Source organism: Flavobacterium pectinovorum (genome assembly GCF_900142715.1).
Taxonomy (GTDB): Bacteria; Bacteroidota; Bacteroidia; order Flavobacteriales; family Flavobacteriaceae; genus Flavobacterium; species Flavobacterium pectinovorum.
In genome coordinates, this window is record NZ_FRBX01000008.1 from 232,802 (window position 1) to 252,138 (window position 19,337).

Sequence of the window (19,337 nt, forward strand, 5' to 3'; positions counted from 1 at the left end):
TAAGAAAAAAATCACAATGTAAATTGCGTTGGCTACCAAAACGTAGGTGTAGCTTTTTTTCCATTTTTTTGTTTTTTTAGCTTCCATATTCTTGAAATCTCTATTTTTTTAGTTCTTGTTTAGGCGCTTCGATTGGCTGTTTCAGCGAAATAATATTCGACAATAACCTATAAGCTCCGGCCACGCCCTCCGGCAATTCCCTAAAAAAGCTTAAGCCTGTGTAAATGTAATATCCTTTTCCGTATGGTGCTACTAATAAAGCGCCATCTTTAGCAGATTCGCCTTTGTCGTGTGATGATAAAATAGGAGTGAAGGCAGCATCATAATCATTAGGATAATACAAACCTTGTTCTTGTGTCCAGCCTTCAAAATCTTTTGTCGTAATTTTGTTTGGCGTGTTTAAGACAGGGTGATTTGGTGCTAAAAAAGTAACTTTTGCATTTTCTTCGGTAACACGATCATTTGATATTTTTAAAGGATATGGTGCAATCTGATCGGTTACAATTCTGCCAAAAGTATTGTACTGAACAATCATGTTTTTACCGCTTTTTACAAAATCAAAGAGTATTTTTTGTTTGTTTGCTAATGCATTTACGGTGTTGTAAGCACGAATTCCGGTAATTACGGTACTAAATGAATCTAATTTTTCTGGCGTAATTTCTTCCGGTTTTACAATCGTAACTTTATATCCCATTTGCGTCAAACTTTCCGGAACTTCATCGCCGGCGCCCATAATATAGGCAATGGCATCTCCTGAAGTTTTTAAATCTATTCGAATACATTTTGATTCTGCCGATTTTAAAACCATTTGTTTGGTAATGTGATTAAAATCAATGACAATTTCATCTTTATCAAAACGTTTATTATCCACAGTGACTACACTTTTTGCAACGGCTTCTTCCGGCAGTGTTGGCGGTGTAACTTCAAAATAAAAAATTTGTTCTGTTCCTTTTTTTGCTAATGTAAACGGAATTTCTTTTGGAGAAACGGCCCAGCTTTTTGGTAATTCAAGTTGTAAAATGCCTTTTATATCGTCTTTTCCTGCACGAACTTTTACAGGAATCATTTTGCTTTTTGTACTTCCAAAAAGTAAAACTTTTTCTAAAATTGAAGTCGTAACTTCTGGAACTATATCCAGAAAATTATACATTTCTCCTTTTACACCATCGTTGTATTTGTAAACAACAATGCGCTCAAACGGAATTTCAACGCCATTAATTTTTACATTAAAAACAACTTTTACTTCTCTGATAATATCAGGAATTCCAATATTTTCCTGATTCGAAACCGTGTACATTCCTATGCTTGCTTTTTCTTTTAGCCAATAGGGCTGCGTGTATTCAATTGTATTTGGAAGCTGAATCTGAAGATTGATTTTCTGATCGTTGTTGTTTTGTAAAATACTGTTTTGAACTGTAGTTTTATTGTCCGGTAATGTTGTTACGCTCGTTAATTCCATTGAAGCAGAACATCTGTTTATGGCTTCCAGACTTAATTTTACAGTGCTTCCCGGAGTTGCTTCCTGTTCGGCGGCAACAGCTTCCAGATAAAGTCCGGAACAAGAGGCAATAATACTTTTTATTGCATTAGTTTTTAGTTCTTTCCAATGGTCATCTTCTAATAACTGAATCATCGAATAGGCTTTTACCAGATCGGGAACGCTGGCAGATGGGTTACTAAAGTTATAGTTTGAAATAATTTTAGAAATTAATTCTCCAACGGGTTTCCCCCCTTTAACACGGTTCCATGTTGTATCGATTCCGTCGAATAAATTATCGCGATCTTTAGGATTTTCTCCATTAATAAGTTCCAGATATTCGGTTTCGTTTCCGCGAACGCCCGTACTTCCAAAACCTTGCGATTGGTGACGGCTGCGGCTTAAAGCAGCAATTTCCTGATTCGATTTTCCAATTCCGGTATAATAAACACCTGTTTCCAGTTTGGTGAACTTCGATTTATTAGCTGCATCAAATTTTTCCTGACTTCCGTAAAACCACCACGAAGGATTAAAAAACTGTCGTTTTACCTGCCATGGTTTAACATATTTTAATTGCTCAGGATATATTTTAGGATCATTTGTTAATTTATAGCTTTCAATACTCAGCATTGCCGATGATGTATGATGTCCGTGAGTGGTTCCCGGCGAACGATGATCAAATCTATTAATGATGACGTCTGGCTGAAATTTTCTGATTGTCCAGACAACATCTGCAAGTACTTTATCTTTATCCCAAATTTGTAAAGTTTCGTCTGGGTTTTTAGAAAAACCAAAATCATTGGCACGTGAAAAAAACTGTTCTCCACCATCAATTTTTCTTGCTTCGATTAATTCCTGAGTTCTTATAACGCCTAATAATTCACGCAATTGCGATCCAATTAGGTTTTGTCCTCCATCGCCTCGTGTTAATGATAAATAGCCTGTTCTGGCATTTATTTCATTTGCCATATAAGAGATTAAACGGGTATTCTCATCATCCGGATGCGCAGCAATATATAATACAGAACCTAAAAAGTTTAGTTTTTTGATTTGATTGTAGATTTCTACAGAACTTGGTTTTTGTGGTTGTTGTGCAAATGAGATTTGAAAACCTATAAAAAATAAAAGAATTAATTGAACCTGTATTTTTCGCATGGTGTGATTTGATTGTTTTTTGAAATAGCTTCAAAAATACTAATTATTTTATGGAACAGTATTTAAATGAAATGTTAATGCTCAAAAATCGATCCGATTTTTAAGATGAAAACACAGAAAAAAACAAAAATAAAAAGGAGAGTATCATTATTTTGATACTCTCCTTTAAAAAAATTGGCTATTAATTATCTTCTTCCACGGTGATCATCGTGATCATCGTGATCGTGTCTGTCGTGCTTATCGTGTCTATCATGTTTATCATGATGTCTGTTATCGTGGCGTCTGTCATCTCTGTGGTCATGACGATCATTGTAACCATAAACCGGTCTTGGTCTGTATGGTCTTTGTGGTGCACCATGATATCCTTTATAATATTTTACTCTGTGTCTGTCAAAATACGTATAAGGCGTTCTTCCATGATAATCATTTAAAACTACTTTATATCCTCCGTACAAATCATAATTACGATATTGTCTTGGTAAACGAGTTGCTCTAACCCATCTTCCTCCTCCAAAATAAATAAATTGTGAAGCTCTAACATCATAATACGCTTCAACATCCGGCAAATAATAATATTCCATTTCAGAATATCCCGATGGTCCCCAAGCTGGAGGCGATCCTATATTTACATTAACTGATACCTGGGCTTGTGTGGCATTTGCAACCAAAAGAAATAATCCTGCGATTGCTATTTTAATTGTTTTCATTTTGTTTAGTTTTTTATATTAATCGTAATGTTATTTAACGATATTCATATACTGTGCCAAAAATAAAAACAGCTTGTATTTTGACGAATAAAATATAGGTTTCGTCGATGTAAAACCGCTACTGCATTGGGAATGTGTTGATTTTTAAAAAGTTACTTAAATTTTAAAAAAGCACTTTTTCTTCATTTTTTTTGCAAAAAATAAAAAGACAAAATCGATTATTTATATTCAACAATTCTTGGTTTTGCAAGTTCAAAATTCTGTAAACCAAAATCTGTAGTTTCAAAAGTATTGGTTTTGAATACATTATCACCCTGTAACGGTATACTTGGGTAGTATGACAGGGATAATTGAAAGGAACTGAACACTAAATAGTCATTACTGATCAATAAACCAATTGTTACTTTTTGATAAGCTTTGTTGTTGAACATGGCATCATTCGGACTTCCTAACACTGCAATGGAGTAATTAAAAAACGGATTCATACGAAATCCCCATAGTGCATGCGGAGAATAAGTTTGTGTTTGTAATGATAAAACCGCTTTACTAGTTCCGTATAATGCAGCATTAAATCCGGCAAGACCATTTTGCTCATTTAAATTAAGTTCGTCTCCAATAATTTTCTCACGATTTACACCCAAAACCAGTTTTGGATTTACGAATTGTCTTAATTTCCAATTTCCTATGCTATATAATTTGGTAAAATAATTCGATTCAAATAAAAACGAAGTCTGATACGTTTTTGATTGATGAAAAAAAGTTCCGGCTTCAAAATTGGTACTTAAAAATCCCCAGTCATAGTAATTTCCAAAAGAAAACTGAGCTCCTACATAGGGCCGCCAATATTTATTTTTATACTGATAACCAAGCGTAATGCCATAAATCCTACCAATAGGAACGTCCTCTGTTACACCGTTTCTAAAAATATAACTGTCTTTAACGAATTTTCTGGTATTGATTCCGATACCGCTTAAAAGCAGTTTTTCATCTGAATAAAAATGTGTTGGATCATATAAATCGGATGGCGTTTCCGTATAATCAACATTCAGAAAACGGGCAGATACAATTAAATTGGTAACGCCATTATTATCATCTTCAAAAACCTTTGATGCTTTTCCTACCCAGAAATCCTGTACATTATTTTTAAAAGGCTGAAAAGCATATGTTGTATCAGGTAAAGGCGCCTGAAGTGTATCTCTTCTAAAGTTTTGTGCAAAAAACATTCCGCCTGCCCATTTGGTCAATGGCGAGTAGAAATCACGTTCAATATCAATACTTTTAGAATAATTATTATCCAAATCCATATTGTATCTTAGTTTGGTACTAATATAGGTGTTTTTGATATTTGGTATTGTGTAGATAACGTCATTGGCATTTTGGCCGTCATCAAAACGATTGGTAAAGCGATATTCAAGTTCCTGGCCTGAACCAAAAAAATCTTTTTCCTTAAATCCCACAGAAACCCGGCTGCTTGATATGGAGAATTTTGGAATGGTACTCCAGGAATCTAAAACGCGAATGGTAACATCTACAGAATCTGAGGCCGGACTCGCTAATTGCTTTGTAATTCGAACCGCAGTTACGTATCGCTGCGCACGTATAAGACGCTCAGATTCCTGCACTTTATAAGAATCGTACGGAACATTTCTTTTAAATAGCAATAAATTGTAAATGGCTATTTTTTTAGTTTTAAGATGAAGTTTATTACCGGTTCGTTCTCCCCAATTTCGAGGCCTTGCCGTAGTATCTGCTATCGAATGACCAAACGGATCTAAGGTTACTACAGTTATATTTCTAATAATTTTACCATCGTAATTGGCCGTATCTTTTTCTATAATTTCAGCTTCTTTCTTTTTAGGTTTATTGGCTCTAAAAAGTAATTTGTGCAAAGTTTTGGTAAACTTGTGTTTTTTAGAATAATTTTGGATTTTTTTATACATTGCCGCACTATCTTTTTTGGTTTCCGGTTTTGGCTTATCTACCTGCGCACAAATGCTCTGCAAAAAAAAGCATAGTGAAATAGAAAGTATTATTTTAAAGTTTCGGAACATTAAGTATAGTGGGCTTTTTACAGATAATTTTTACATGAATATAAGATAAATAAAGCTGATATTTTTTAAAAGAATCAATTATATTATTTAATTTTCAATTTTGAGTTTTCTGATTCTCCATGTAAATTTTCTCGGCATGTGATTTCCCATTAAATATCCCCATGGTTCCAACGATTCTATTCTTTCAAAAATAATCTTCAAAATAGCTAAAAGCGGAATCGCCAAAAACATTCCTGAAATTCCGGCAGCGGCTCCTCCAACAATGATTCCCAAAATAGATACAAAAGCATTAATTTCTACTTTAGAATTAATAATTAAAGGCACAAGTAAATTATTATCGATTAACTGAACAACGAGATTTACTAACAGAATACTTAAAAACACAGATGTTTCGGGCGTTCCGGATAAAGATGCCAAAAGAGTTATTATACCCGCAATTGTAATACCTATATAAGGAATTAGGTTTAAAATTCCGGTTATTAATCCTAATAGAATAAAATATTTGACACCTACAATCCAAAGCCCTAAACCGGTCAAAATTGAAACTACAATCATTTCTAACAATAAACTAACAATATAATTATTTATAGAAACCCGTATTTGTCCTAATATATCTTTTAAAGCAGAATGGTCTTCTTTGTTGACTAATTTTGCCAGAAAAAGAATAAAATGATCTTTGTACAGCAAGAACAAAAACGTATAAATTGGAATAATAGTACAATCTATTAAGAGATCGGTGATCGATAGTATTGCAGAACCCAAAGTAACGACACCTCCGTTTTTAACGGAATCTTTGGTGACTGTATCAAGGTATTTTTTTTGTTCACCAATACTGATATGAAAATTGTCTTTTACAAACTTATGTACCTCAATTATAAAGACATTAACGTTTTTCTTTATAGCATCAAAATCGTTCGCGATATCTTTGACCTGATAAGATATAAAGACTAATATGCCCACAATAAATGCAGCAAATATTAAAACACAAAGTATAGCGGCAAGATGTCTGGGAAATTTAAGTCTGACGTTTAAAAGAGTAAAAATAGGCAGTAATAAAACGGCAAATAAAAAGGCCATCAATACGGGTGTAATGATATCTTTTCCGACACAAAATATAAATGCAAAACAAATTAAAGTTATAAGAATGAAGGAAAGTTTAGCGTAAAATGGCAATTTTATTGTTCGAATCATTGGTATAGAAATTAAGTTACATGGATCGAAAATTGATCTAAACAAAATTCCTTAATTTCTCACAAAATTGTGTTGTACGTTTTTTATATTACTTTACAAGATTCCCATTATAAATTTTAGTCAAAAAACTCTTTATCTTCATAATGGCTTGGCATGATTGAAATCCCTTTTTGAAGCAGTAGATTGTTCGGAAAAATGATTCTTTCTCCGTCTCTTGTTCGAAGATTAACATGAAAAGCACTAATGTCTTCTATTTCTGCCTCGATGGGAAAATCTTTATCATGAATTTTAATAGTATCGCCAATTCTGAAAGGAAATGAAAAAAACAAAATCATTCCCGAAGTTATATTGCTCAAGATAGACCATTGCGCAAACATAGCTACGCCAATAACGGTAGCAATTGAAGAAACGGTAATAAAAATATCTTTGGTATCAACACCCCAAATAACAATTAAACTAATGGTTACCAATATATTCATTAGTATGTGAATATACTTTATGACCAAATTAGTTCGATGTTCTAATAATTGACTTGAATGTGCATAACGACGAATTAATTTTGCAATAATAACGCGTAATGCCATTAAGGCTAAAAGAAGAATGACGGTGGTTAAGATCTCCTGACTATATTCTTTGAAAGAAAACATAAATAAATTTTTACACTAAAGTACTCAAATATTCGTAAACTTTAGCTGTTGGTAAGCCCATAACATTGGTATAAGAGCCTTCCACTTTTGCAACTGCCATAAAACCAAACCATTCCTGAATGCCATAAGCACCGGCTTTATCATAAGGTTTGTAATTTTCTATATAATATAAAATAGCTTCGTCAGACAAATCTTTGAAGGTTACTTTTGTTACATCATTAATTAGGGTAGAAGCAGAGTTCGATTTAAAACAAACCGATGTAAATACTTCGTGTGTAGTATTCGACATTGATTTGATCATTTCAAAAGCTTCTTCGGCACTTTTAGGTTTTCCTAATGCTTTATTTTGATGCCAAACTATGGTGTCGCTGGTCACTAAAATTTCGTTTGGTTGTAGTTCACCTTCAAATGCGCTCGCTTTTAATTCAGCCAAATAATCGGTTATTTCAACAGCTTTTAATTCCGGTGGATAAATCTCTTCGATATCTTTTAACCTGATTTCGAAATCAAGGTCTAAATCTTTAAAAAACTGTTGTCTGCGTGGAGATCCCGAAGCCAGGATTAAAGTATATTTTTTTAATTTTTCTTTAAGCATTGTACTTGATATTTAAGGTAATAACCAAAATTGATAAAATTCCGAAAAGCAAAATCAGTTTTAAAACATTACTTAAATGATGGAATTCTTTTTGTGATTTTGCACCAAATGTTTTTACTATAAAGTATAAAAGCGGTGCTAAAACAAAAGCAAAAGCATACAGAGTAACGATATATAAATTGTTTTCTAAAAAGTATTTATTAATGTAAAGTAAACACAATATGAAAGGAATAATAGCAAATCCCAAGGCTATTTTTGCAGCTCTGCTATTTCCAATTGCAATTGGTAAAGTGTTCATTCCCTGATTATAATCGCCATTTACATCTTCGATATCTTTTACTATTTCGCGAATAAAATTAATCATAAATGCAAACAAGGCATAATCAATTAATATAGAAAACATACTCGCCATTTGCGCTTGATTTTCGGCATTTGTAGCCGGAAAAAGATCAAAAACACCAATAATTATAACGCTAAATGACAATACAGCGGCTACTACAAAATTTCCTAAAACCATAATTTGTTTTAAGCTTGTAGAATAAAAATAAAGTACCGAAGCAATCAATATAAAAATCACGGCAAAAGTTGGTCTCATGATCACATTTGATAAATAACAACCTATGGCAACACCTGTAATATTTAACCCAATGTAAATATTGTAACCACGGGTTTCAGAAATCCCTTTGCCAATTACTACGTCATTTGGTTTATTAATTCTATCTGTAGCAACATCGAGAATATTGTTAATTACATACCCCGCTGCCGCTAATAAAACGGTACTTAATACCAATAATCCATATTGCCAGTCGGCCAAAGCCAAAGGAATATCCTGCTGTTTTAAAAAAGCATAACGAAATAAAAGCTGCATAAAAGCCAGCATTAACAGGTTTTGGTAACGAATGAGTTTAAGGTATTTCATTTTTTTTTGAAGGTTCTAAGGTTCTGAGGGACAAAGGTTCATAGGCTTTTTACCACAACGAAAATCATTAATAATTTATAATTAATAATTCATAATTATTAGTCGTGCTGACCATTAAAATACTCCATCCATTTTCCCTGTACTTTCATCACTTGCTCGATTACATCGCGTGCAGCACCTCGTCCGCCTTTTACGTGAGAGATATAACGGGAGATATTTTTGATTTCAGGACTTGCATCTTGCGGACAAGTTGGTAATCCTACTAATTTCATAACATGAAAATCAGGAATATCATCGCCCATGTATAAAACTTGTTCCGGTTTAATATTATAATTATCAGTGTATTCCCTAAAGGTTTCAACTTTGTTTGGAGTTCCCAAATGAATGTCTTTAATGCCTAAATTTTGAAGTCTAACACGAACACCTTCATTACTTCCGCCAGAAATAACACAAACATGATAGCCACTTTCTACAGCTGCTTTCATGGCAAAACCATCACGAATATTCATCGTGCGAAGAATTTCACCTTCGCTGGTTACAAAAACGGAACTGTCTGTAAGTACGCCATCAACATCAAAAACAAATGTTGTAATATCGTTCATTATTTCTTTATAACTCTTTGCCATTATTTTGTATAGATTGTGTTAGTATTTTATAAATATTCTTTTGATTTTCATTTGTTAAATACTCCAAATGCGCTTCAATTGTAGTCGAATCATTGCGTTTTGCAGGTCCGGTTTGAGCCTCAGTTGGATTTAAAGTATTGATTTTATCAGCCGTTTCCTGAATTAAAGGCTTCAATATTTCAAAAGGAACTTTATTCGCTTCACAAATTTCCTGACCAATCTGATATAAATGATTGGTGAAATTATTCACAAAAACTGCAGCGACATGAAGTGCCTTGCGCTGCTCAGAATTTATAGGAAAAACAGCTTTTGAAATACTTTTTGCTACGGTATCTAAAACACGAAAATCAAATGTGTTTTCAGCTTCCAGACAAATCGGAATCACTGAAAAATCAACATCCTTATTTTTAGAAAAAGTTTGTAAGGGATAAAAAACGCCTTTACGGTTTTTAGCATCCAAAGTATCTATTGATGCAGTTCCTGAAGTGTGAACAACAAGCTGATTGTTAAAAGGTAATTGTGCAGAAACTTCGGAAATTGCGTTATCTGTAACGGCAATAATATATAAATCTGCTTCCTTTAAATCCTGAAAATCGTCTACAATTTTATCAAATTCAATCAAAGAAGCCAGAGTTTCTTTTTTTCTGGAAAAAACCTGTGCAATTTCAACAAGCTCACTTTTAGCGAAAGCTTTTATCAAATGCTGCGCAACATTTCCGGAACCAATTAACGTTATTTTAATCATAACGCAAAATTAGCATTATTTTTTAATACAAGTTTGAAATAATGACTGATAAACTTAAAAAAATATCCGGTTTTTAGGTAAAGTAAGTAAGACAAATACTCACAATAAAACTAAAAAATATCATTTCTTTAATCTATTTTTGGGAGCAAAAAACAATAATAGTACTAAACATAAAATACTTATGAAAATAAAAATATTCTCAGTTTTTCTGATATTCCTTTCTATTAATAATATTGATGCACAAACTGCAACTTCCTTATCAATAAATGATACTAGAGCGATAAATGATTTACCAAATTTCACTTTCTATAACATTAGAGCAGATTTTAAAGAAAGAAGTGTTATTAATGTTCCTGGTGAAGGATATTGGTCAACAAATTTGACTGTGGGTCAGTGGCATGATAATACAGGAGATAAAAACCATCAATTAAATTTCAACAATGGCGGAATTTTTTATAGAAATGCATTTGCAACTGATGGACAATGGGGAGGGTGGAAACAATTATTAATGGCAGATGGAAACGGTAATGTTGGAATTGGTAACACTAATCCATTGGCAAAATTAGATATAAGTGGAAATTTGATTTTAAGAAATTATGACAATTTAGATGGAAAGGGTAATATTATTACTTTTACTTCTTATGGATCTGATTTGCAAGGACCTCAAATAAGAAGTTATTTGTCTTATGCAGCAGGGGTAAATTCTAAAATGGGACTAGTATTAAGTTCTTATTCAAAAGGATATATGAATGAACTTTTTCTAATAGATGGTAACGTTGGTATTGGAAAAGCAAACCCAACTAATAAATTAGACGTAAACGGAACTATTCACTCCAAAGAAGTAAAAGTAGATTTGCTTGGCTGGTCTGACTTTGTTTTTAAAAAGGAATACAATTTGCCAACGCTTGCAGAAGTTGAAAAACATATTAATGAAAAAGGACATTTAGAAAATATTCCAAATGAAGAAGAAGTGCTTAAAAACGGTATTAATCTAGGCGAAATGAATGCCAAGCTTTTGCAGAAAATAGAGGAATTGACACTTTATATGATTGATCAAAACAAGAATATTCAAAGTTTGATAGAAGAAAATAAAAAGCAAAATGAAGAAATAATAGCTTTGAAGAAAAACACATTATCTAAATAATTTTAAAATAACCCAGCGTAAATTAGTATCAATAAGCTGGGTTATATTTTTTTATCTTTTTACATTTTCACCGCTCCTTTAGAAACAGTTTCACCAATAGTTGTTGTTTTAGAATAATTTACATCTTTAGAAGAAACCAATTCTATTTTCTCACTTGCGGCGCCATCTATAGTAACGGCTTTTGCAGAAGTCGAGTTGAATTCAACATTTTTTAATGACATGTTTTTTCCGTTATAGATTTCAAAAATGGTTGGACTTTTGATGTCTAATTTGGCATTTGTTATTTTAATTCCATTTGCATCGATGATCGAAAAACCTTTTTCTGCTTTTGCAGTTAGATTTGAAATCTCGATATTTTCCAGATTCATTTCAGGCAAACCTTGCAAGAATACAGCCTGATAAGCTCCTGAAATCGTTATGTTTTTAATCAAAATGTTTTTGAATTGTGGGGTTTCTTCGTTAACCGGAATCGCTTTTGTATTGATTTTATTTCCACCTTCGGCCAAAGTTTCTGCGATAGATTTTCCTCCATAATAAAGGTCAAAAGAAATGGCTTGCGATGGAATATCGGTCATAAAAATATCTGAAATATAGATATTCTCAACAATTCCGCCACGTCCGCGTGTGCTTTTAAAACGCAATCCAACATCAGTTCCCATAAAAGTACAGTTAGATACGTGAAGGTTTTTTACACCACCAGACATTTCACTTCCTACCGTTACTCCGCCGTGTCCGTGATATACAATATTGTTTCTTACAATGATATTTTCGCAGGGAACGCCACGATCGCGACCATCCTTATCTTTTCCTGATTTAATACAAATAGCATCATCACCAACATCAAAACTGGAATTTTCGATCAATACATTTTTACAGGATTCAACATCAAGACCGTCTCCATTTTGAGAATACCATGGGTTGCGAACGGTTACGTTTCTAACAATTAAATCTTCAACCATTAAAGGATGAATATTCCATGCCGGGGAATTTTGGAAAACCGGTCCGTCAAACAGCACTCGTTTACTGTTTTGAATACTTACCATTACCGGACGAAGAAAATCATGAATAGCTTCAAATTGTTCTTTTGTTTTTAAATCAAGACGCACATTCTGATCAGCACCAATAGAAGCTTTCATAAAAGTTTCTGATGGATACCAGCTTTCTTTTTTCTCATTTAAAACTCCTCCAGAAGCAATGACTTTCTTCCATTGGCTTTCTGTTAGTTTGCTTTTTTTAACTTGTCTCCAAACTTCACCTGAACCATCCCAAACACCATTTCCTGTAAAAGCAACGTTTTCGAGATTTTTACCATAAATAGGAGAGATGCATCGCCATGTATTTAAACCTTCAAAACTGGTTTCTATAATAGGATATAAACTTTTATCTGTCGAAAATTTAATTAATGCCCCGGTTTCTGCATGCAATTCAATGTTACTTTTCAGAATAATTGGCCCTGTAAGCCATATTCCGGGTGGAATAACAACTTTTCCGCCTCCTTTTTTTGAAACAGCTTCTATAGCATCGGCGAAAGCCTTTGTATTAAGAGTGTAACCGCCGTTTACAGCTCCAAAATCTTTTATATTCACGGAGTTATTAGGAATTTGTGGTTCCTGAACTTTCGACATTTTAAATTCAATACCAGAATAAATGTCAGTTTTTTTTGATTTTTGAGCCTGAATACTTCCTGAAAAGCAAGTAGCTAAAAAAGCTGCGAGAATGCACAATAAGTTAGTTGAGTTAGTTTTCATTTCGAAATTAGATGAGTGTGGTTATTAATAGCTGTAATTCTTATTTTGAATCTCGATTTTTATCAATTCTGAAATAATTCCTGTTTTTCAAATATAAATTAAAAATGTAATCGATTACACAAATCTAATAAAAATTTTTCATTTTCAAACGAAATTCTAAAACAGATTAATTGTAGTATTTAACTTGTTTAAGATGAAAACATCAAATTAAATTAAGCCTATTTTTGGTTTTAATTAACAAATGGCAAATATCGATACTCAACATTTTTAAGTACTTTTGTGGCACTTTTATACAATGTAATTCCTCAAAAATGGATAAAAAAATATTCTCTTTTTTGTTTTCTACACGATTAATGGCCGTTCTTTTTTTAACATTTGCAATCGCAATGGGTGTTGGAACTTTTATCGAAAGTAAATACAATACCGATACAGCCAGAATTTTAATTTACAATACCTGGTGGTTTGAAGCCATAATGGTTTTCTTCCTGATCAATTTCTTTGGAAACATCAAACGTTATCAATTATTAAAAAAAGAAAAGTGGGCAACTTTATTACTTCACATTGCTTTTATTTTTATTCTTTTAGGAGCTTTTATTACCCGTTATATTAGTTACGAAGGTATGATGCCAATTCGCGAAGGCGCTGCCGAAAACCAAATCTATTCTGATAAAACATTTATTACAATCCTTGCTGATGGTGAATATAAAGGCGAAATGAAACGCAGGGTTTTTGAAAAAAGCCTTTTGTTATCGCCCGTTACCAATAATGATTTTAGTATTTCAGGAAAATTTGATGAAACTCCTTTTGAAGTGACTTTCGACAAATATATCATGGGCGCTAAAGAAACTATAAAACCAAGTGCAAACGGAACTTTATACCTTAAATTGGTAGAAGCAGGAGCAGGCGGACGTGAAGAACATTTCCTAAAAGAAGGTGAAGTTCAAAACATTCACAATGTTTTATTTGCTTTAAATAAACCAACAGATGGTGCCATAAATATCAATACAACCGGCGAAAAATACACCATTCAAACACCTTTTGAAGGACGTTTTATGAGAATGGCTGATAAGTTTGAAGGTGATGTTACTAAAGATAATGTGCAGCCGTTAATGATGCGATCTTTATATAGTATTGGTGATATTAGAATCGTTTTTCCAGATCCTGCTGTTAGAGGAATCGTTGATTATGAATCTAATAACGATTATAAAGCAAAATCTCATACCGATGCTTTAGTTGTAAAAGTAAAAGCAGATGGGGAGGAAAAAGAAGTGAGACTTTTAGGTTCTAAAGGTAGTATTGGTGAACCTCAAACAGTTAAAATAGGAAAAATTGAATACACTTTATTCTACGGAAGTAAAGCCTATGTTTTGCCATTTAAAGTAAAATTAAACGACTTTATAGCAACCAAATATCCTGGAACTGAGAAAAGTTATTCTTCTTTTGAAAGTAAAGTAACCGTTCAGGATTCTGCAGAAACTTTTGATGCTGATATTTATATGAACCACGTTTTAGATCATAAAGGATACAGATTTTTTCAATCATCATTTGATCCGGATGAAAAAGGAACTGTATTGTCTGTAAACCATGATTTCTGGGGAACTTCAATTACTTATTTTGGATATTTTATGTTGTTCTTTGGTTTGATGGCCATTATGTTTACCAAACATTCTCGTTTTGCAGATTTGAAACGCAAATTAGAAGCAGTGAAAAAGAAAAAAGAAAAACTAATTACCATTTTTGTTTTATTATTTAGTCTGAATGGCTTTGCGCAAGCGCCTCATGTTCATGAACATAATCATTCGCATAACGAAGATCCAAACGATCACGCCAATCACGTTACTGCTCCACCAAGTCAAAAACAAATAGATTCGTTATTGACAATATATAAAGCGCCGAAAGAACATGCTGCAAAATTTGGGCGTTTGATTATTCAGGATGCTGGCGGTAGAATGAAACCTATCAATACTTTTTCATCTGAATTATTGAGAAAAGTGAGCCAGAGCGATACCTATAATGGAATGAATTCTGATCAGGTATTTTTGTCTATGACGCAATACGCCCAGGTTTGGATTCAGGTTCCTATTATTTACCTGAATACAAAAGATGATAGTATCCGTAAAATTATTGGTATTGACAGAAAAGCAAAATTAGCTCCGTTTGTAAAGTTTTTTGACGAAAACGGAAATTATAAACTTGCGCCTTATTTAGATGCTGCTTACAAAGCAGGAAATCCAAATAGTTTTGAGAAAGATTTTATCGAAGCTGATAAAAAAGTAAATTTAATGGAGTCGGCATTAAGCGGAAGTATTTTAAGAATATTTCCTATTCCGAATGACCCAAACAATAAATGGATCTCTTATTTAGAATTGAATAATGCAGGCTTAAAAGGAATGGATTCTACGTATGTAAAACAAATTCTGCCAATGTATTTTAGTGCATTAAACAACGGTTCTATTACTAAAAACTTTGGTACTGCCGATCAGTTGGTTGAAAGTATTAATGGTTTTCAGAAGAAATTTGGAAGTAAAGTACGCCCAAGCGAACAAAAAATTGACCTTGAAATCGCGTACAATACTTATAATATTTTGCCAAAAATGTTTTACTGGTATTCTCTTTCAGGAATCTTCATGTTGATTTTTACACTTTTCAGTATCTTTTTCGATAAAAAATGGTTACGAATCACTGTAAATGGTTTTCATATATTAATTGGGTTAATTTTTGCACTTCACACAGTCGCATTAATTGCCCGTTGGTATATTTCGGGTCACGCACCGTGGAGTAATGCTTATGAAGCCATTGTGTATGTAGCTTGGTCAACAATGTTCTTTGGATTGGCTTTTGACAGAAAATCGAAACTTACTGTGGCATCTGCAGCGTTTGTGACGGCGATGATTTTCATGGCATCAAACGCCAACTGGATTGATCCGGAAATTGCCAATTTACAACCTGTTTTGAATTCATATTGGTTAATGATTCACGTTGCAGTTATTGTGGCAAGTTACGGACCTACCGCACTTGGAATGATTTTAGGTTTTGTAGCCCTGATATTGATTTTCTTTACCAATGAGAAAAACAAAGCAAAAATGGAATTAAACATCAAAGAAATCACTTATATCAACGAAATGGCGTTAACTATTGGTTTGATTATGTTAACAATAGGAAACTTTCTTGGAGGACAATGGGCCAACGAAAGCTGGGGACGTTACTGGGGATGGGATCCAAAAGAAACCTGGGCATTAATTTCAATCATGATTTATGCATTCGTAATTCACGCTCGTTTTGTACCATCGCTTCGTAGTAAATGGTTTTTCAACGTAATGAGTATGTACGCTTTTGTATCGATTTTATTTACGTATTATGGAGTAAATTTCCATTTGGTTGGTCTGCACTCTTACGCAAGCGGAGAAGCGCATTCACTAAGCTGGGTTTATTATTCACTAGGAACTATTTCCTTAATTGCACTTATAACATATCCAAAATACAATAAGTATTATAAAAACAAAAAAGCTGTAAAAGCAAAAAAATAAATAATTTTAGAAAGCAAATTATTAATTCTTCTAAAAGGTTCAGCGTAAAGTTGAACCTTTTTTTTTGATCATTAGCAGAATTAGAAGCTGTTTCCTGCTGTCCACTGTATCTTTTATGGATCCCGAAGCCTCGGGACCACCATAAAATGATGCCGTTCCCATCAGGGCTAGGGCACTTGGTTTCATTAGAGCATTCAAATAGTAATCATTTATAATTTCTTATTTCGGCAATTTCCCAATAATAGCAAGCACTATAATAATTAGGATAAAAAAAGTAACTAAAAAAATCAAGTGACTTAAAATCGTTAAAAAGAAAGCTCTTGTTCTTGACATTTTATTAAAAAACTGAATGTTTGTCCAAAATATCAATATAATACCAAGAAGATAAGTCAAAGATGAAAACCTCTCAGCATGATGTATACTATTTAAATATAAAAGTATTGGAAATGTCAAAATTTGCACAGAAAGTCTTTGTGAAGCCTTAAAAGTGTTCAATACAAATAATTCGACAAAATTATAGCCTTGTTTTCTAAAAACAATATAAGTTCCAATAGTATAAATAGGAATTGTAGCAATCGTAACCCAGGCAAAATGAGTTGCCATCCACTCATTATAATCATTAAAATCAATCTCTAAATCTGTAGAAGCCTGAAATAAATTGATATGAAAATAATGATACAAAAAACCATAAAGTGCTCCCAAAACTGCAACTAAAGACAAAGGTTTAAAATGTCTTATTCGTTTTCCTTCAATAAATTCCCGAATTGAATGCCCTGGTCTTATAAACAATTGTTTAATTGAATAAGGAATCCCATTATCAAAATGCAATAATCCGTGTTGAATATCATGCCATAAAAAATGTGCATTTATTCTGTGCGTATCCGCAGGTTGTCCGCAATTATTGCAGTAATGTCCTTTAAAAGTCTGATTGCAATTTTTACAGGTTATTTCCATATTTTTAAACTTTTAAATTATTCAGATTTCTTAAAACCGTTTGGATACATAATGGCTAATAAAACAAAAATCAGCAAAAAGTTATATTCTACACCATTTCTCCCGGCTCCAACAACAAACCAGCCTTCTTGAAAATGAACTAAAATTATGCCCATTATCAAAATGAAAATAGTAACAAAACCTGCAGGCTTAACATATTTGTTTAGTAGTAACAATATAGCAGCAATGATGTGCGAAATTTTTATTGACCATGCCAGAAAAACACCAAACGGTGCAAAACCAATCTGATTAAGATATAGATTTCCAAAATCGTTTATACCATTATTAAAAATTCCAAAAACAGAGTGGGAGAGAAGTATGATTGCAGTTGCGATTCTTAAAAGTAAATTTCCGTTCATATATTTGATTATTAGTCTTTTGAATTAAAAATAATAAAAAAACGCATATTAAAATAAATTAATATGCGTTTTAAGTTTTTGTTTTAAATTGTATTTTAAACTTTTCCTAAAGTATATAATTGTTCCATGTAGGTGTTGCACTTCCTCCGGCCGGCTCAAGTGTAATTCCAAAAGCTTCTGCCGAATCTGTTTGATCTACAGCAAAGATCTTTTGATCATTTTCTTCAAAATTATCCAGTAAACCAATACTTGTTGGTGTAAGAACCGGGCTTAATTTTAAAGACCAAACCTGATAAACCATGCCTTTTGTAGGTTTTGGTAAACCTGCAGCATCTATATAAGTCGTTTTGGTGTCTTTGTTCCAGTATACTTTGGCAAAAGAAGTTGGAGAAACGGTCTGACCGCCAAGTGTTACACCAGTGTTTTTGATATCTCTAACAATGGTTAGGTTTTTCTCCGTTTCTTTATTTTGCTGATCTAAATAAGCAAACTCTCTCTGAATTTTATTCTTTTCGTTACCAACAGTTGCAATAGCTTCTTTGGTTTTTGTTAATTCTAAAGTTTGATATCCAAGCCCCAAAAGCATTAAAACTGCAGCAGCCCAGCCCACATATTGAGACCAGTTTGATGCTGGTTTCATATCGACTACTTTGCCATGTTTCAGCTCGAGGCGTGCTTTTATCTTTTCGAAATTAGCTACAGAATGAAAAGGTGAAAAACTCGATGATAAAGCTATAATAGCTCTTTCTATCTCAAGAATCTCCTGTTCAACCTCGGGATTTTTCTTTGCCATTTCGGCTATCTCCAGATTTTCTGTTTCGGTTAATAAACCGTAAACATAAAGTTCTAAAATTCCTGATTCTATATATTCTTGTGCTTCCATTATATTTTTAAATAATTACGTAAATCGTTAATACAGTTTCTGTTTTGCGTTTTGATAGTCCCCAACGGAATTGCCAGTTCTTCTGACGCCTCTTGTTGTGTATATCCTTTAAAAAATAATAAGTCAATAATTTCAATACACTTTGGTTTCAATTTTTTTACAAATTCCTGAATTCCAATGGTGTCAATTTTATTAGTGAGTTTATTACTGTCATCTAACAGATTTACGAAATTATCCGAAGAAAGGTTTTTTTGGCTATTATTAAAATTTTTAGATCTTAACTTATCTATGCTCGTATTACGAGCTATATTAAGGATCCAGGTATAAAAACGACCTTTACTTTCGTTATACGAATCTATATTTTTCCAGATTTTTACAAAAACTTCCTGCAAAACATCTTCAGCTTCTTCACGGTTTTTTATGAGAACATTGATGACCGAAAACAAACTTTTAGAATACATATCATACAAATGGGTAAAAGCTCTTTCGTCTTTTTTGTAAATTAAAACTAATAATTCTTCTTGACTCATACATTTTGGTTTTTAAGCTTAAACAAAAAATTTAGGAAAT

The 19,337-nt window shown here is 32.8% G+C and carries 16 protein-coding genes; 2 read left to right on the forward strand and 14 right to left on the reverse strand.

Annotated features, from left to right (window positions below; translation table 11 throughout):
- Positions 1–100: 100 nt before the first annotated feature.
- From BUE22_RS22610 to BUE22_RS22650, 9 genes are all read right to left on the reverse strand, one after another.
- The gene (locus tag BUE22_RS22610; protein WP_073398225.1) at positions 101–2,632 is read right to left on the reverse strand and encodes a PIG-L family deacetylase; all 2,532 of its coding nucleotides are present in this window, start codon (positions 2,630–2,632) and stop codon (positions 101–103) included.
- Between the two features lie 185 nt (positions 2,633–2,817).
- Entirely contained in the window at positions 2,818–3,339 is a 522-nt protein-coding gene (locus tag BUE22_RS22615; RefSeq protein ID WP_073398226.1) for a hypothetical protein, read from the reverse strand.
- A 218-nt stretch (positions 3,340–3,557) separates the two neighbouring features.
- On the reverse strand, positions 3,558–5,279 hold the full coding sequence (locus tag BUE22_RS22620) for a hypothetical protein (RefSeq protein WP_317043548.1): 1,722 nt from the start codon (positions 5,277–5,279) through the stop codon (positions 3,558–3,560).
- Between the two features lie 198 nt (positions 5,280–5,477).
- Entirely contained in the window at positions 5,478–6,581 is a 1,104-nt protein-coding gene (locus BUE22_RS22625) for an AI-2E family transporter (protein WP_073398228.1), read from the reverse strand.
- A 116-nt stretch (positions 6,582–6,697) separates the two neighbouring features.
- The gene (locus BUE22_RS22630) at positions 6,698–7,228 is read right to left on the reverse strand and encodes a mechanosensitive ion channel family protein (RefSeq protein ID WP_042566912.1); all 531 of its coding nucleotides are present in this window, start codon (positions 7,226–7,228) and stop codon (positions 6,698–6,700) included.
- A 10-nt stretch (positions 7,229–7,238) separates the two neighbouring features.
- Positions 7,239–7,823, reverse strand: coding sequence for a Maf-like protein (locus BUE22_RS22635; RefSeq protein WP_073398229.1), 585 nt, complete (start codon positions 7,821–7,823; stop codon positions 7,239–7,241).
- On the reverse strand, positions 7,816–8,742 hold the full coding sequence (locus BUE22_RS22640; protein WP_073398230.1) for a geranylgeranylglycerol-phosphate geranylgeranyltransferase: 927 nt from the start codon (positions 8,740–8,742) through the stop codon (positions 7,816–7,818). Before BUE22_RS22640 ends, BUE22_RS22635 begins: the two co-directional genes overlap by 8 nt.
- Before the next feature lie 98 nt (positions 8,743–8,840).
- Positions 8,841–9,368, reverse strand: a complete 528-nt coding sequence (locus BUE22_RS22645) for a KdsC family phosphatase (protein WP_073398231.1) — start codon at positions 9,366–9,368, stop codon at positions 8,841–8,843.
- Positions 9,352–10,113, reverse strand: coding sequence for a Rossmann-like and DUF2520 domain-containing protein (locus BUE22_RS22650; RefSeq protein WP_073398232.1), 762 nt, complete (start codon positions 10,111–10,113; stop codon positions 9,352–9,354). Before BUE22_RS22650 ends, BUE22_RS22645 begins: the two co-directional genes overlap by 17 nt.
- A 181-nt stretch (positions 10,114–10,294) precedes the next feature.
- Here BUE22_RS22650 and BUE22_RS22655 point away from each other — a divergent pair, with 181 nt between their 5' ends.
- Positions 10,295–11,257, forward strand: a complete 963-nt coding sequence (locus BUE22_RS22655) for a hypothetical protein (RefSeq protein ID WP_243396831.1) — start codon at positions 10,295–10,297, stop codon at positions 11,255–11,257.
- A 59-nt stretch (positions 11,258–11,316) separates the two neighbouring features.
- On the opposite strand, the gene BUE22_RS22660 is transcribed toward BUE22_RS22655, so the two are convergent.
- Entirely contained in the window at positions 11,317–13,005 is a 1,689-nt protein-coding gene (locus BUE22_RS22660) for a glycoside hydrolase family 28 protein (protein ID WP_073398233.1), read from the reverse strand.
- Positions 13,006–13,316: 311 nt separating this feature from the next.
- Here BUE22_RS22660 and ccsA point away from each other — a divergent pair, with 311 nt between their 5' ends.
- Positions 13,317–16,532, forward strand: coding sequence for a cytochrome c biogenesis protein CcsA (gene ccsA, locus BUE22_RS22665; RefSeq protein WP_073398234.1), 3,216 nt, complete (start codon positions 13,317–13,319; stop codon positions 16,530–16,532).
- Positions 16,533–16,751: 219 nt separating this feature from the next.
- On the opposite strand, the gene BUE22_RS22670 is transcribed toward ccsA, so the two are convergent.
- The 4 genes from BUE22_RS22670 to BUE22_RS22685 form a co-directional block, all read right to left on the reverse strand.
- The gene (locus tag BUE22_RS22670; protein ID WP_073398235.1) at positions 16,752–17,486 is read right to left on the reverse strand and encodes a DUF3667 domain-containing protein; all 735 of its coding nucleotides are present in this window, start codon (positions 17,484–17,486) and stop codon (positions 16,752–16,754) included.
- Between the two features lie 17 nt (positions 17,487–17,503).
- Positions 17,504–17,884, reverse strand: coding sequence for a DoxX family protein (locus BUE22_RS22675; protein ID WP_073398236.1), 381 nt, complete (start codon positions 17,882–17,884; stop codon positions 17,504–17,506).
- Between the two features lie 106 nt (positions 17,885–17,990).
- Positions 17,991–18,767, reverse strand: a complete 777-nt coding sequence (locus BUE22_RS22680; protein ID WP_244152494.1) for an anti-sigma factor — start codon at positions 18,765–18,767, stop codon at positions 17,991–17,993.
- A complete protein-coding gene (locus BUE22_RS22685; RefSeq protein WP_042566920.1) occupies positions 18,767–19,297 on the reverse strand; it encodes an RNA polymerase sigma factor in 531 nt (176 codons plus the stop codon). Before BUE22_RS22685 ends, BUE22_RS22680 begins: the two co-directional genes overlap by 1 nt.
- Positions 19,298–19,337: the final 40 nt, after the last annotated feature.

Excerpts from the sequence above, each read along its gene's own strand:
- BUE22_RS22610 (WP_073398225.1), bottom strand. The coding sequence starts at position 2,632 with ATGCGAAAAATACAGGTTCAATTAATTCTTTTATTTTTTATAGGTTTT.
- BUE22_RS22615 (WP_073398226.1), bottom strand. The coding sequence starts at position 3,339 with ATGAAAACAATTAAAATAGCAATCGCAGGATTATTTCTTTTGGTTGCA.
- BUE22_RS22620 (WP_317043548.1), bottom strand. The coding sequence starts at position 5,279 with ATGTATAAAAAAATCCAAAATTATTCTAAAAAACACAAGTTTACCAAA.
- BUE22_RS22625 (WP_073398228.1), bottom strand. The coding sequence starts at position 6,581 with ATGATTCGAACAATAAAATTGCCATTTTACGCTAAACTTTCCTTCATT.
- BUE22_RS22630 (WP_042566912.1), bottom strand. The coding sequence starts at position 7,228 with ATGTTTTCTTTCAAAGAATATAGTCAGGAGATCTTAACCACCGTCATT.
- BUE22_RS22635 (WP_073398229.1), bottom strand. The coding sequence starts at position 7,823 with ATGCTTAAAGAAAAATTAAAAAAATATACTTTAATCCTGGCTTCGGGA.
- BUE22_RS22640 (WP_073398230.1), bottom strand. The coding sequence starts at position 8,742 with ATGAAATACCTTAAACTCATTCGTTACCAAAACCTGTTAATGCTGGCT.
- BUE22_RS22645 (WP_073398231.1), bottom strand. The coding sequence starts at position 9,368 with ATGGCAAAGAGTTATAAAGAAATAATGAACGATATTACAACATTTGTT.
- BUE22_RS22650 (WP_073398232.1), bottom strand. The coding sequence starts at position 10,113 with ATGATTAAAATAACGTTAATTGGTTCCGGAAATGTTGCGCAGCATTTG.
- BUE22_RS22655 (WP_243396831.1), top strand. The coding sequence starts at position 10,295 with ATGAAAATAAAAATATTCTCAGTTTTTCTGATATTCCTTTCTATTAAT.
- BUE22_RS22660 (WP_073398233.1), bottom strand. The coding sequence starts at position 13,005 with ATGAAAACTAACTCAACTAACTTATTGTGCATTCTCGCAGCTTTTTTA.
- ccsA (WP_073398234.1), top strand. The coding sequence starts at position 13,317 with ATGGATAAAAAAATATTCTCTTTTTTGTTTTCTACACGATTAATGGCC.
- BUE22_RS22670 (WP_073398235.1), bottom strand. The coding sequence starts at position 17,486 with ATGGAAATAACCTGTAAAAATTGCAATCAGACTTTTAAAGGACATTAC.
- BUE22_RS22675 (WP_073398236.1), bottom strand. The coding sequence starts at position 17,884 with ATGAACGGAAATTTACTTTTAAGAATCGCAACTGCAATCATACTTCTC.
- BUE22_RS22680 (WP_244152494.1), bottom strand. The coding sequence starts at position 18,767 with ATGGAAGCACAAGAATATATAGAATCAGGAATTTTAGAACTTTATGTT.
- BUE22_RS22685 (WP_042566920.1), bottom strand. The coding sequence starts at position 19,297 with ATGAGTCAAGAAGAATTATTAGTTTTAATTTACAAAAAAGACGAAAGA.